Genomic DNA, 12,799 nt, shown 5'->3' with positions numbered 1-12,799 from the left:
AACCGCCCACAAGATCTTCGGATGGGCACGTCTCGATCAATTGATACATCACGTTCTCGCTTCATATGGAGGATGCCATGATGAAACCTACGACTGCTCTGCTGAGCTGTTTGCTGTTCACCTCGCCCGGCCTGATCCACAGCGTCGCGGCGCAGAGCAATGCCGCGACCGCGCCGGCAATCAGTGCGGCGACGCAACAATTCATCACCAATGTGGCGATCTCCGACCTGTTCGAAATCGCCTCCGCCCGGCTGGCGCTCGCCCGTGGCACCGAGCCGCAGAAGACTTTCGCCAATCAGATGATCGCAGACCACGGCAAGACGTCTTCGGAATTGCGGAAAATCATCGTCGTGCGCTCGATGAACGTCGATCTGCCGAGTCAACTCGATACTGCGCATCAGGCGAAATACGACCAATTGAACGATGCGCGTGGCGACGATTTCGGCGCCCTCTATGCAACCCAACAGGTGGCAGCTCACAAGGAAGCGATCGCAAACTACGACCGCTACGCAAAGGGCGGCGACGTGCCAGAACTCAGGGATTGGGCAGCAAAGACGCTTCCCCAGCTGAGCCAGCACCTCGAGATGGCGCAGAAGCTGACCCAACAAGGTGGAGCGCCTACGACGGGACGGTCGTCCAACTAATCTCACTCAGACTATGACTCGATAGGAGCCTGCCCCATCGGGGCGGGCGCCGCCTTTGCTTAAGGAACTTCAAAATGCCTTCAGACAGCATGAAATGGACCGATCTGCTTCAGCACCTCCATCAGGCCATTGGTCTGGCGCGCGAATTGAAGCTGCACCACCTCGAATATCTGCTGACGATGGCAGAGCTCGAAAGTCACGACCGAATGGGTACCGTCAGAGATGACCGCACTGTGGACCAGGCGATGAAAGCTCTTTCGTAGTACTGCCAGACGTAGAAGGCGCAACCATGCGGCTGCCCCTCGCGATCTTCGGCTGGCAGACAAGCTAAGCGGTTCGGGCCGCGTACGGATCATCAACGCTTCGGCCGCGTCATGATGGCGACCGGCTGCGATGGCGACCCTGAGGACCGGATCTCGTCAAGTCCCTTGACGGATGGCGTGGCATTCTACGCCGAACAGTTCGAACCGCTCAGGGACGCGCCCCGGCTCGGTCCGGCCCGCCCGCTGTCCGAGGCACAAACTGAACAGATCGCCCACCCGGTGCAAGGTCAAGTAACCGTGGTCGGCGGTGATGTACGGAGTAGGTGCTCGTTATCGCCCCTGAGATCTCACTCGGTACGCAATGTGTCACGTCGCAGTCCGCCTCGGCCGGCTGCGGCATATCCGGCGGCTTCGAGGTCATGCAGTGAACAGGCTCCCTCCCGAGCGCGCTCGGCGATTTTCGCAGCGACACGCGCGCGGACAGCGTGATCCTCGCCATTGGAGAGCGTTCCGCAGACCCGATCGAGGGCGACGCTCATATTGACCAAGGTTCGCGCGTCGAAGTCTTCCATCATGGTCGTTCCTCCAGCCTGCGGCTTTTTCTCGGACATCCTGCAGCACGCTTATCGCGAACGCGATGCTAGCCCGTTGCCGCACTCGCGTCTGTAACCTATGGCAAGGCGCGTCGCGATCGCGGCCGGCGCCGAGCCGAGGCCAAATAGCCTTTTCTGGTCGGTTGCAGAGGCCGACTGCGATAGGAACACAGGGCTCTGCATCGGGTTGACACAGCGGCGTCGAGTTTGGGCATCGCAAAACGATCGTGCACCGCCACGAGCGACATCTCCGGCGCTTTCAGGAGAACTCGTGGACGTAGAACAGACCAGACTTCTTGCCTCGCGCTATGGTATCGCGCTCACCTTCGAGGACGCCCGCGGGAACACGATTAAGACTGACCAGCAGGTAATCGAAAAGCTGTTGGTCAGCATGGGCGCGCTGACGGCGCGTGGAGAAGTTGCCGAAAACGCGCGGCCCTCGCCGCTCCCCCCTGCACTGGTGATCCGCGCCGAGCACGGCACTGTCAGCATCGACCTCGACGCCAGTCCGGCCGAGCCGGAAATGAAATGGCACCTCGTGCTCGAAGACGGCACGACGCGGCGCGGCGCTACGACGGCGGATCCGGCGACAAGCACCACCGCAGCCCGTCTCGTGCTGACGGAAGTGCCCTACGGTTACCACCGGCTCACGCTGGGATCGTCTGCCGCCACGACCCTCCTGATCGTGACACCCGGCACATGCTGGCTCCCGGACAGCTTGGAGGCGGGGAAGCGCTCATATGGCCTCTCACTTCAACTCTATCTGCTCCGGTCGGCACGCAACTGGGGAATCGGGGACTTCACCGACCTGGCACAGATCGCCCGCCTTGCGGCCTCGCGCGGCTGTGACGTACTGGGTCTTAATCCACTTCATCAGATGTTTCCGGACAATCCGGAGCACGCTAGTCCCTATTCGCCCGCCAGCCGGCGCTATCTCAATGTCCTCTATATCGATGTCCTGGCTGTTCCCGAATACGAGCAATCGGCCGCGGCGAGAGAGCTCGTTTCCTCCCGCCGGTTCCAGGACCTGCTTGATCAGGCCCGCCAAGCCCCTCAGGTCGACTATACGCTCGTAGCCCGGCTCAAGCTGGAGGCACTTCGCCTCCTACACTCCGAGTTTCGCGCCCATGCTGAACCGCCGCGTCTGGCCGAGTACGAACGCTTCCTCAAGGTGGCCGGCGAAAGTCTGTTCAGCGCGTCCCTATTCCAGGCGCTCCGTGATCATTTTTCAGCTTGCGATCCGACACGCGTCGACTGGCATGACTGGCCGGATGACTACCGATCGCCAACAGCGGCCGGCATCCGCGCATTCGCCCATGGCCACGCCGAAGCGATCGATTTTCACAGATGGCTGCAGTGGATCGCCGACGAGCAGTTGAATGCCGCGAAGGATGCTGCAACGGCGGCCGGCATGCAGGTCGGCCTGTATCTGGACCTCGCGGTTGGCTGCGACCGCAGCGGTTCGGAAACCTGGTCGAACCCGAAGGACTATATGACCGCCGCCGAAGTAGGCGCGCCGCCGGACATCTTCAATCCGGCGGGGCAGAATTGGGGACTGCCGCCGCTGAATCCGGTGTCGCTGATCGCGGAAGGCTATCGACCCTTCATCGACTTGCTACGCGCCAACATGCGGCACGGCGGCGGGCTGCGGATCGACCATGCCATGGGCTTGCAGCGGCTCTATTGCATCCCCGAAGGATCCCCTCCCTCCGCAGGCGCCTACGTCAGCTATCCGATGGCGGATCTGGTCGGCATTCTGGCCTTGGAGAGCCAACGGCATCAGTGCCTCGTGGTGGGCGAAGACCTCGGCACCGTGCCCGCCGGCTTCCGGGAGCAAATGGAGGACGCCCGAATTCTGTCGTACCGCGTTCTCTTCTTCGAAATGGATGAATCCGGCGAATTCAAATCGGAGGCGGACTATCCGCCGCTCGCTGTCGCGGTTGCCGGCAGCCACGATCTTCCGACGTTGTCCAGTTGGCTGGCCGGGAGCGATATCGAACTGAAGGACCGTCTGGGACTGTATCCATCCGCAGGCGAAGCTAAGGAGCAGCTACGCGCCCGCGAAGCACAGCGGGCCGCGGTCGTGCGTCTTCTCGGCCTCGCGGAAGATTCCAGACCAGCGACGGGCCATGACTTTTCCGTCGCCGTGCACCGGTTTCTGGGCCGTACTGCTTCGTTGCTGGCGATGACTCAGCTCGACGATTTGCTGGGAGAGGACGATCCCGTCAACCTGCCTGCAACCTCGACCGAACACGCGAACTGGCGACGAAAGTATGCGGTTGCTTTGGAGCAGATCGACCAGAGCGGCGCGTGGGAGCTTTTGAAGGTGCTTGGTGCGGAGCGAAAATCCACCGCCCCGAATGAGCTGCGTCTCGGCCCTGGTCAATCGCCTGATGCGCCGGGCCTCAAAACCCGTACGCACTAATCGGCGGAAGCCAACCGATCAGGTCTTGGAAAGACAATGGATCATCCCTTTCTGCGAAAATTGCGCCACGGCGCCCAATTGACCAAGGAGGATGAGGTTCTCCTCGCCAGCCTGTTGGAGCCGGCGCGCGCCATCTCGGCTCGAGAAGACGTTGCTGAAGAAGGCTCGGAGCCGTTTTCACTACCCTTGATCGTGGATGGGTGGGCCTGTCGCTACTCGACCCTCGAGAACGGTCAGCGACAGATCATCTCGTTGTTCGTCCCGGGCGATCTGTGCGAACCTTTCGGCATGTTGCCACGCTTCATGGATCACTCCGTGGCCACGCTGACGCCGGTGATGATGACGCCTGTGCGGGTCGCACCGATCAAGGCGGCCGTGCTGGCCAGCCCTCGTATCGAAGAAGCGCTGTGGTGGGATCTGCTCGTTGCGACCGCAATCGACCGCGAACATCTTGTCAGCCTCGGACGCCGGACTGCAACGGAGCGGCTCGGCCACCTTTTCTGCGAACTACATCTGCGCCTGGAGATGGTCGGCCTCGTCGAAGGCCTCAGTTACGAAATGCCAGTGACACAGGCTGATCTCGGCGATCTGCTCGGTCTCTCCATGGTGCATGTCAATCGCTCGCTGCAAGAATTGAGACGGACGGGCCTGATGTCGCTCCGCGGACGTCGATTGACGATCCACGATCTGGAGGGACTGCGAGAGTTGTCGTTCTTCGACGACGGCTATCTCCATCCGGAAGGTGCGAACTGATGACCGGACCGCAAAGCACGAACGCAACGAGCGATGGAGGTCGTGATGGTCGATGATCAGTCAACAATCCGGATCGCGGCGCTCGAGGCGGACAACACGCGTTTGCGCCGGCTGCTCGATCAGCAGGATGCTCCCGGTGAATTGCGGCACCGTCTGCGCGGGACGGTGGCCCTACTCCGGATGATCATCCGCAAATCCGCTGAAAGCCGGGCGGATCTCGATTCGTATATGGGGCTGCTCGAGGATCGCCTCGACGCGATCGCCCGCGTCCAAACCATTGCCGACGAACAAGGCGCGATCGAAATTCAAAAACTGCTGACCGATGAGCTGCTGCATTATCGGCCGCTGGAAGGCATCCGGGTGAAACTCTCCGGACCTGAACTGGAGCTCCAGCCCCGCATGGGACAGGTCTTTGCGCTCGCCGTCCACGAACTGACCGTCAACGCCATCGAACACGGCGCTCTAGGCCGCGAAACTGGCCGGGTCGACATCACCTGGCGAGTGCTGGCCGCGGGTGCGGAATCGACGCTGTTCTTTGTGTGGAACGAACACGACGAGACAGCGCCCGGCAAGCCGGGCCGACAAGGCTTCGGCACCGAGGTGCTGACTCGCACACTGATCTCCGAACTGCGCGCTACGACGAAGCTGGAATTCGAGCCCGACGGGCTCCGCTGCACCATCCAGTTCCCGCTTCCCTGAAGAACGCGGAGCGTGCCTGAATGGGTGCGGAATCTGACCATCGCGACGAGTGTCGCAGGGAACTTCAGCCAGCCCCTCCGAGTCGCGACGTCTCGTCTCAGGCTTCTGCTGTGATCCGGGCCTTCCATTAGCATAAGTGAATGCCGTCCCCAGCACCCGCGGCTAGCCTGCGAGTAACCAGGGAAAGGCTTTATGTGAAGAAACGACGCAACAGGACCAAACAGCAAACATCCCTTGAAGAACGTTTATCGGCCTGCTCCGAACGCTGGAAGCGAGAAGCGGAGGCCAGCGGCGATAGCGAATTGCAGGGACATTTCCAGGAGCGTGCCCGCTCGGCCGAAGCTGCGCTTGGCATCATTGCGTGGCTCGAGGGGCGGGAAGGAAATCGCTGAGTCACGCGGGAGCCATAGCCGCCCTGTGCAGCATGAGGGGCGCAGCACTAGTGGCTGTAGCTCTGCGCAAGACCGATACCGAGCAAGATCATCAAGACCATCGCCGCAGCGGGATTGAGCAGTCCGGTGCCGAGCACGAGGGGCGTTGCGGCGAGCGCGACGCTGATGGCAGCCACGGCCGGATAGATCCAGTCACGTCCGCGGCCAAAGACGGCCCTGACCAACTTCAGCAGAACCGCTGCTCCGGATACGAGCGCAAGAGCGCATCCAAAGCGACCGAGTTCGACCGACCAAGTCACCGCCAGGCTCGGCGCAACCGGGCGCGCGGCAATGTCAGCGCCGCAATATAGTTTTGCCAGATCGTCAAACGCTCCCGCGCCGGCCCCAAACCATCTCGCTTCTGTCACCATTGCCTCGAGTTGAGGCGTGACCTGCGCCGGCGCGGCGGACCGCAGCAGCAATGATACGGCTGCAGCATTCCTGTCAGCCGACCAGGCCTCAAGAACCAGCCAGACGATGCCTGCCATGACGCACAGCAACGCCGCCGGCAGAGCGGGCAGATCGAAACGGCGGACGACAGCCAGCATGGCCAGACACCCCAGGCCAAGACAAACCGCGATCAGTTGCGGCGGGTCTCCGGCCCGGAGCAGACCTGCGCCGCCCATCGTCAGACCGGCGAAGGCCAAGAGCAGGGAGCCCGCGCCGGCGCGTTTCGCAGGGCGTCCGGCCGCGAAGCGATCGATCGTAGCAATCAGAATGGCTGCGTTCGACACAGCAGCAAAACCGCTGAGCAGCGTCGCCCCGTCGGTCGGAATAGCCGACCGCAATGCCGGGAAGGCATCCGTGAAATTGAGGAGGAAGACCGCGAACGCCACAATGGAGGCGACGGCCGCCGTGGCTCCGAGGAGCACTTCTACGCGACGGCGATCTCGCGCGACGGCGGTCGTGACGATGAGGAGCCCGGCGGTCGCAAGCACCGACAGCAACGCAAACAGCGTATCGCCGCGATCGACCGTGACCGCTCCGAAGGACGCCCCGGGCATTGCCTCGCCGGCGCTTGCCCAGATTGGGTGCGAGGCCGGCTTGGGCAGTGGAAGCAGTTGAAGGACGAGGTAGAGCGGGATCAACAGCAGGCTCCACCGTACTCCCGCCAGCGAGCGATCGATGTGATCGATGTCGGGACCACGCAAACTGATGGCCAGCATCATCAGCGCGAGCGCCGCGATGCTCATCTGCGCCAATGGCGCGTTTTGCCCCGCCAGGACCGCGATGACCGGAGCCAGACTCAGCAGAACAGCAACAGGATTAAATTTAACCGCCACAACGAAGCATTAAATCGCGCTTTTCCGGCGATCAATCATATGATCCGGATTATTTTTTCAATGAGAATCTTCCGAACAGACTCTTCATGAAGCCAGACGACGTGGCCTCAGAAGCCGGGAGGCCTTCCCCCGCTGGGCGAACCGATCGGAGGCGACGCTCGACGAACGGCAGCATCGCGATCAACGAGCCGACCACATAACCGACCTGGAGAGCCACGCAAGCGACGACCGTCGCCCACAGCGCGGTTTGCAGGCTTCGACCCGACAGCAACCCGATGCCGAGAATATTGAGACCGCCGATGAGGGACACCACCAGCAGCACGGCGACCCGAAAACGGATCCCGAGAACGAAGCCGGGTATCAACCCCAACATGACGAGATCGAGCATTTTCGCGGGCCACTCCAGACATCCGCTGGAACCCTAGCAGGCGTCCAAAGCTCAGGCAAACCGCCGTCATTGCATGCACTTAGCCGTCATCTCGGCATAGGCCTGAGAGAGACCGGCGAGTTCGACCTGCCCCGAAATCTGATGGCCACTATTGTCGATTCTGAAGGACAGTCGCTCCAGCCCCTGCCAGTGTCCGGCCGCCAGCCCCGCCACAACACCCGGCAGGATGACGGCCGTCCCACCGGGAGCAACCCTGCCTTCGTAGCTGCGCGTGCTGCCGGGCGAATCAATGCTCACCGAAGGACGGCTCTTCGGCGCGAAGGGCGTCACCACCACGAGCGCTACGTCGACCTGAGCCGGCGGGCTACATCGGATCATCAACCCGACCATTTCCGGATCAGAATTCTGGGTGTCCGCGATCCGGGTGATCGCCACCGCAGAATGCCCCTGCTCGTCCGTCGCAGCCTGCACCACTTTCCAGCCCGGGCGGGACATCGAAGTCGGCGGCGACGAAGGGCCGCGGACTACCGCGGCGCCGGCCGGATTGAGCGACGCCGCCCAGGCTCCGCCGCCCGGGTTAAACCCGTTCGCCATGCCCCCGAGACCCACAAGCACCGCCGCCAGAGCTTCGCGCCTGCCCCATCTCCAGCCGATGTGCATATTAAATAACCCGCCCGAGTTGCGCATCTGCAACATTATCTAATTAAATATGGATTTATATATTTTAAACCAGCGGATCAAGTTGAAAGCCGCTCGCCGCCCCCGTAGTACTCGCTTATCGAGGGGATGTAGGGGCTATTCATGACGAGATCGTCAGTTCTATTTAAATGGTCGCATCTTCTTCTGCTCGGATCGGCACTCGCTCTGTCAGGGTGCGGAACCATAACGCCGGCGTCCGGACCTCAGTCCGACGACATTAAATCACAGGTGACCGAGAGCGGGCCCAACTACGGGTTGGTGAAACTCACGCCCGAAATCGTCGCGATTCTGCATACCCATGAACCGAAAGGGCTTGCAGGCTCGTTCACCGACCGCCGCCCACCGTCTCAGATCGTGTTCGGCGTCGGCGACATCGTCAGCGTCACCGTCTTCGAAGCCGCCGCCGGCGGCTTGTTCATTCCGGCAGAAGCCGGCGTGCGTCCCGGCAACTACGTCACCATCCCGGATCAAGCGATCGACAACGACGGCTTCATCACCGTGCCCTACGCCGGGCAAATCCCTGCCGCAGGGCGCACCGCTCTCGCCATTCAGAACTCGATCGTCGAGAGAATTCGCAACCGTGCCATTGAACCGCAGGCGGTTGTGGCGATGAGCACGCAGCGAACCTCGTTGATCAGCGTGCTCGGCGAGGTCAATACGCCGGCACGATATCCGGCCAGCGCCGCAGGCGCGGGCGACCGTGTCCTCGATGCCATCACTCGCGCGGGCGGCATCAAAGGCCAAGGCTTCGAAACCTGGGTGATGCTGGAGCGCGAGGGTAAGCGCGCCACCGTGCCTTTCGAGAACCTCGTGATGTCGCCGCAGAACAACATCTACGTGCGCCCCGGCGACCGGATCTATGTCTATCGCGAGCAGCAGAAGTTCATGGCTTTTGGCGCGAGCGGACAGAGCGGCGAATTCAACTTCGACGCTTGGCGGATCAATCTCGGCGAAGCCGTGGGCAAGGCCGGTGGTCTGCTCGACAGCCAGGCCGATCCGGGCGCGGTGTTCCTCTATCGGCGCGAGCCGCGAGAGGTTGCTGCCCAGCTCGGCATCGACGTGAGCCGATATCGGACCGACACCATCCCGGTGATCTTCAGCATCAGCTTCAAGGATCCGGGCGGCTTCTTCCTCGCCACCAAGGTGATGATGCGTAACCAGGACATCATCTACGTGTCGAACGCCAAGTCGGTCGAAGCGACCAAGGTTCTGGAGTTCATGCGCACCGTGATGGCGACGAGCGGCGACGCCCTCGACCTCGCCAATGGCTCGCTGATCTTCCGCAACAACATCAAGCTCGCGCCGTAGCGCGGGCTTGACCGCTCCGCAACGGCCGAACCGCGAGGTTCGATTAAATCCCGAGGAGAAACCGGGTTGCCGTTGTCGAGAGCAAAAAAGACAGAGGAAACGCGGAGGGCTCGAGTTGCCACGCGATAGGCTTGCCACGACCGTCCCGCCGGTCGCGGAAAAGCCGCGCCCGGTGCCCGCTCGGAACGGTGACAGATCAGCCGCAAAGTTTTGCGTACGGCTGATCATCACCGTTCCGACGGTGCTGTGGCTGGTTGCAGCGACGCCGCTGGCCGTCGCCGCCGATGAAGATGATGCGCTTGCCGGCGTTCGCTATCGCGTCGATGCAAGCGTCAGCATCGAGCAGGATTCTCCTTTGATCTCTCGGATCCGGCAAACCGGCTCGGCCGATGCCGACGGAGTCGTGAATGTCCAGCTGCGCATCTCCGCGAACTCGCGAGAGATCCGCTATTTCGGCATCGTATCGAAGGACCTCCCTCTTCGCCTGCCGCCGGCAGACCCGGTCTGGCAGAAGGTTTGGGAAGAGAGCGTCTGTCACCAACGTCGCGGGCCGCCTAAGCTGACCGTCTTGAGAGTGTCGGGCCGATGGCCCGCCACTCCGCCGGCGGTCAATGCGCCGACAGCGCCACCGGACGCGGAGACGGCGCAACCGGGCGCCTTCCAAGCCTCTCCGGTGTCCCCGCCCCCGGCTTCCCCGCATTTAATTCCGGAAACTGCGGAGCGCGGCACGTCATCGACAGGCACGGCGCGAAGCAGCGTGGATTTTATTTCCGCGATCCGCCATATTGGAATGCCTTTACGTGATGACGAGCTCGTCCCGGGAATTAAATTGCCGGAAGGCGTCGACGAGGTGGGACCATATTATGCCCTGCGCGCTCAAACCAAGGACAACCGTTTGAATGCCGATCTCAGGCTCTACGCCTTCGCGTGCAGGGTCGACGCGGCGAGGTTCACCCCGACGCCGGAGCAGCCGCTCCGTTGAAGAGGCCTCGCCGATCGTCGCGTCCCTGCATGCGGTGCGCGATCTTTTCCAGTGGGTGTTCGCCGGAAATGGGATCGCGGCGGCGCTCCTGATGCTGATCGTGACTGCGGCGCCGTTTCCATTCGGCTCGGCCGACGATATTCCGATCGCCTTCTGGTGCGTTTGCCTGTCGCTTTGCCTGCTTCTGGTCACGTTGCGCGAAGCGAGCACGGCGCAACTCTGGCTGCTCAGCGGAATCGGCGTGATCGTCATCGGATATGGCGTCGTGCTTCACGAGCAGCTTTCCGACCGGCCGTGGTTTGCCCATTATCACCCGATCTGGACACAAGCATCCGCCATCCTCGGCGCCGAACTGACGCCATCCGCCTCCATCGTTCGCCACGCCGCGTTTTTCGCCATCGGCGCCCCGCTCGCCAACATTCTCGCTTTGAGCATTGGACTGGCTATCGGCGCGGATCGGCGGTTCGCCTGGCTGCTGGTGAAAGTTCTCGCCTGGTCGGGAGCCTGTTACGCGCTGTACGGTCTGCTCGCACAGGTGTTCGAGCCGCAAATGGTCCTGTGGCGCGAGAAGGTGGCCTATATCGGTAGCGTGACTGCCACTTTCGTCAACCGCAACACCGCGGCATGCTATTTCGGCAGTTGCACGACACTGTGGATGCTGCTGATCCTGACGAAGATCCGGCGACACTTGCCAGGCCGCCGGGTGGCCTGGAGGCAATTGCGCGCCGACCTGCGCCTGATTCCGCCAAGCGACATCGCGCTCGATCTCGCCGCCTTTGCGGTCTGCCTCGTCGCGATGTTCATGACCGGCTCGCGCGCCGGCGTCGGGCTCTCGCTGCTCATCATGGTGGCGGCGTTCTCGATCTTCATTCGCCGCGACCTGCCGCCACGGTCCGGCATCTGGCTGTCGCTGGGCACGGGCACTCTGATCGCGCTCGGCTTGATGCAGTTCCTCGGCGGACGGGTCAACAATCGCTTCGAGACGCGGGACCTTGTCGATGCGGGTCGCCTCGAAGCGTGGAAGTCGACGCTGCGGATCATTCACGATAATCTCTGGTTCGGCACCGGAATGGGGACCTTTACGTCAGCTTTTCCGGCCTATCGCAGTCCGGACATCTCGATCCAAGGCTTCTGGAACGCCGCGCATTCGACGCCGCTCGAACTCGCGTCCGAGGTCGGTTTGCCTCTGGCGTTACTGATCACCGCCGGATGGATGGCGATGCTGATCGTTCTCGCACGAGGCGTGCTTTGTCGAAGCCGCGATGCCGTCCTCCCGCTGGCAGCCGCAGCCACTGCGAGCCTGGGGCTGCTGCATTCGACCGTCGATTTCAGCCTGCAGATCCCCGGATATTCCATTCCGTTCTTCGCGCTGTTCGGTGTCGGACTCGCGCAGTCGTTCTCTTCGGGCTCACGCGCTGATCCCGCGCCACAGTCTTCGACGACATGAGGCCGCGTCTTATTCCTCGAGGCTGAGCATCGTTCTATTCCGGTGATGCCAGTTGGTACGGCTGCCCCGCGTCAGCTAGATGCCCCCATAATTATATAGACGAAACCGGCGCGATGATTTAAAATCGCACGACGTTTAATTCGTCTTCGACGGCAACTCTCAGGAGGCCTGTATGCGCACCTTCAAGACTGTGCTTCGCCTAGCCGCGGTGACTGCGATCACGACGACCCTGAGTTTGGCCGCAAATGCAGCCGTGCTTCAGCCGAACCAGCAACTCCCCGCGCAGCAGATCACGGAGTTCAAGAACGCCCCGACCTTGCTGCTGCAGCGCTATCCGGAGGCGGGCGCCAAGATGATCTCCTACGTGCGCGATCTGGCAGGGACGGACCCGACGACGCTGGCATCGCTGATCGAACTTCTGACCAATCCCGACATCACGAGGGAACAGCGCTCCGCGATTCTGTCAGGCCTGGCGCAGGTATCGCGCCTCGCCTTGCGAGCGGACCCCAATTACGCGACTGAGATCCAGCAAGCGGTCAACGCAACCAATAATTCCGACATATCCGCCGCCTATCAGGCAGCGACCGGCGACGTCGCACTCGGCATTGGTGGGACGGGCGGCGGCGGAGGTGGCGGCGGTTCCGGAACGGGCGGCTCGACCGGCAATACCGGCATCGCGGTCGGCGGATCCAACAGCGGCGCCACGACATTCGGGGGGCTGCATTATTCGAACACGGGCACGTCGTTCACATCCGGCTCGGTCGGCAGCACATCGAGCAGTTCGGTCAGCCGGACACGCTGAACACCACGCCGACCCCCACGGTCGCACCAAAGCGTATCGCAGGGCAGTCTTGAGACGAGGCGGCGCATCAAGCGCCGCCTTT

At 62.3% G+C, this 12,799-nt stretch carries 14 protein-coding genes; 10 read left to right on the top strand and 4 right to left on the bottom strand.

The genetic code is table 11. The annotated features are described in order from the left end of the window. The first annotated feature begins 110 nt into the window (after nt 1–110). Together ACOJTD_RS25355 and ACOJTD_RS25350 are read left to right on the top strand one after the other, a co-directional pair. Complete coding sequence (locus tag ACOJTD_RS25355) at nt 111–644, top strand: DUF4142 domain-containing protein (RefSeq protein WP_420135611.1); 534 nt, start codon at nt 111–113, stop codon at nt 642–644. A 74-nt stretch (nt 645–718) separates the two neighbouring features. Continuing rightward, nucleotides 719–907 (top strand): hypothetical protein, encoded by a 189-nt coding sequence (locus tag ACOJTD_RS25350; protein WP_420135610.1) that lies wholly within the window; start codon nt 719–721, stop codon nt 905–907. Nucleotides 908–1,254: 347 nt separating this feature from the next. Here ACOJTD_RS25350 and ACOJTD_RS25345 read toward each other — a convergent pair whose 3' ends face one another. Beyond that, complete coding sequence (locus tag ACOJTD_RS25345; RefSeq protein ID WP_420135609.1) at nt 1,255–1,518, bottom strand: hypothetical protein; 264 nt, start codon at nt 1,516–1,518, stop codon at nt 1,255–1,257. Between the two features lie 253 nt (nt 1,519–1,771). Between ACOJTD_RS25345 and malQ the strand changes: the two genes are divergently transcribed. The 4 genes from malQ (at nt 1,772) to ACOJTD_RS25325 (ending at nt 5,769) form a co-directional block, all read left to right on the top strand. Continuing rightward, a complete protein-coding gene (gene malQ / locus ACOJTD_RS25340; protein ID WP_420135608.1) occupies nt 1,772–3,925 on the top strand; it encodes a 4-alpha-glucanotransferase in 2,154 nt (717 codons plus the stop codon). Nucleotides 3,926–3,961: 36 nt separating this feature from the next. Then, a complete protein-coding gene (locus ACOJTD_RS25335) occupies nt 3,962–4,678 on the top strand; it encodes a Crp/Fnr family transcriptional regulator (protein ID WP_420135607.1) in 717 nt (238 codons plus the stop codon). Nucleotides 4,679–4,723: 45 nt separating this feature from the next. Beyond that, a complete protein-coding gene (locus ACOJTD_RS25330; protein WP_420135606.1) occupies nt 4,724–5,377 on the top strand; it encodes an HWE histidine kinase domain-containing protein in 654 nt (217 codons plus the stop codon). Nucleotides 5,378–5,571: 194 nt separating this feature from the next. Next, nucleotides 5,572–5,769, top strand: coding sequence for a hypothetical protein (locus ACOJTD_RS25325; RefSeq protein ID WP_420135605.1), 198 nt, complete (start codon nt 5,572–5,574; stop codon nt 5,767–5,769). 47 nt (nt 5,770–5,816) lie between these two features. Here the strand turns inward: ACOJTD_RS25325 and ACOJTD_RS25320 are convergent, their stop codons facing one another. The 3 genes from ACOJTD_RS25320 to ACOJTD_RS25310 form a co-directional block, all read right to left on the bottom strand. Then, the gene (locus ACOJTD_RS25320; protein ID WP_420135604.1) at nt 5,817–7,091 is read right to left on the bottom strand and encodes a hypothetical protein; all 1,275 of its coding nucleotides are present in this window, start codon (nt 7,089–7,091) and stop codon (nt 5,817–5,819) included. A gap of 49 nt (nt 7,092–7,140) precedes the next feature. Then, the gene (locus ACOJTD_RS25315; protein WP_420135603.1) at nt 7,141–7,479 is read right to left on the bottom strand and encodes a hypothetical protein; all 339 of its coding nucleotides are present in this window, start codon (nt 7,477–7,479) and stop codon (nt 7,141–7,143) included. 66 nt (nt 7,480–7,545) lie between these two features. After that, nucleotides 7,546–8,175: a hypothetical protein gene (locus tag ACOJTD_RS25310; RefSeq protein ID WP_420135602.1), complete on the bottom strand. Its 630-nt coding sequence runs from the start codon at nt 8,173–8,175 to the stop codon at nt 7,546–7,548. Nucleotides 8,176–8,280: 105 nt separating this feature from the next. Between ACOJTD_RS25310 and ACOJTD_RS25305 the strand changes: the two genes are divergently transcribed. From ACOJTD_RS25305 to ACOJTD_RS25290, 4 genes are all read left to right on the top strand, one after another. Further along, on the top strand, nt 8,281–9,486 hold the full coding sequence (locus ACOJTD_RS25305; RefSeq protein WP_420135601.1) for a polysaccharide biosynthesis/export family protein: 1,206 nt from the start codon (nt 8,281–8,283) through the stop codon (nt 9,484–9,486). Between the two features lie 241 nt (nt 9,487–9,727). Beyond that, nucleotides 9,728–10,468 (top strand): hypothetical protein, encoded by a 741-nt coding sequence (locus ACOJTD_RS25300; RefSeq protein ID WP_420135600.1) that lies wholly within the window; start codon nt 9,728–9,730, stop codon nt 10,466–10,468. After that, nucleotides 10,386–11,915 (top strand): O-antigen ligase family protein, encoded by a 1,530-nt coding sequence (locus tag ACOJTD_RS25295; protein ID WP_420135599.1) that lies wholly within the window; start codon nt 10,386–10,388, stop codon nt 11,913–11,915. Before ACOJTD_RS25300 ends, ACOJTD_RS25295 begins: the two co-directional genes overlap by 83 nt. A gap of 172 nt (nt 11,916–12,087) precedes the next feature. Beyond that, complete coding sequence (locus ACOJTD_RS25290) at nt 12,088–12,717, top strand: hypothetical protein (RefSeq protein WP_420135598.1); 630 nt, start codon at nt 12,088–12,090, stop codon at nt 12,715–12,717. Nucleotides 12,718–12,799: the final 82 nt, after the last annotated feature.

The organism is Rhodopseudomonas sp., from assembly GCF_048594845.1.
GTDB lineage: Bacteria > Pseudomonadota > Alphaproteobacteria > Rhizobiales > Xanthobacteraceae > Rhodopseudomonas.
The sequence above is the reverse complement of the archived record's forward strand: the minus strand, read 5'-3'. Positions and strand labels throughout refer to the sequence as shown.

Excerpts from the sequence above, each read along its gene's own strand:
- ACOJTD_RS25310 (WP_420135602.1), bottom strand. The coding sequence starts at position 8,175 with ATGTTGCAGATGCGCAACTCGGGCGGGTTATTTAATATGCACATCGGC.
- ACOJTD_RS25305 (WP_420135601.1), top strand. The coding sequence starts at position 8,281 with ATGACGAGATCGTCAGTTCTATTTAAATGGTCGCATCTTCTTCTGCTC.
- ACOJTD_RS25335 (WP_420135607.1), top strand. The coding sequence starts at position 3,962 with ATGGATCATCCCTTTCTGCGAAAATTGCGCCACGGCGCCCAATTGACC.
- ACOJTD_RS25290 (WP_420135598.1), top strand. The coding sequence starts at position 12,088 with ATGCGCACCTTCAAGACTGTGCTTCGCCTAGCCGCGGTGACTGCGATC.
- ACOJTD_RS25350 (WP_420135610.1), top strand. The coding sequence starts at position 719 with ATGCCTTCAGACAGCATGAAATGGACCGATCTGCTTCAGCACCTCCAT.
- ACOJTD_RS25330 (WP_420135606.1), top strand. The coding sequence starts at position 4,724 with ATGGTCGATGATCAGTCAACAATCCGGATCGCGGCGCTCGAGGCGGAC.
- ACOJTD_RS25295 (WP_420135599.1), top strand. The coding sequence starts at position 10,386 with ATGCCGATCTCAGGCTCTACGCCTTCGCGTGCAGGGTCGACGCGGCGA.
- ACOJTD_RS25345 (WP_420135609.1), bottom strand. The coding sequence starts at position 1,518 with ATGTCCGAGAAAAAGCCGCAGGCTGGAGGAACGACCATGATGGAAGAC.
- ACOJTD_RS25315 (WP_420135603.1), bottom strand. The coding sequence starts at position 7,479 with ATGCTCGATCTCGTCATGTTGGGGTTGATACCCGGCTTCGTTCTCGGG.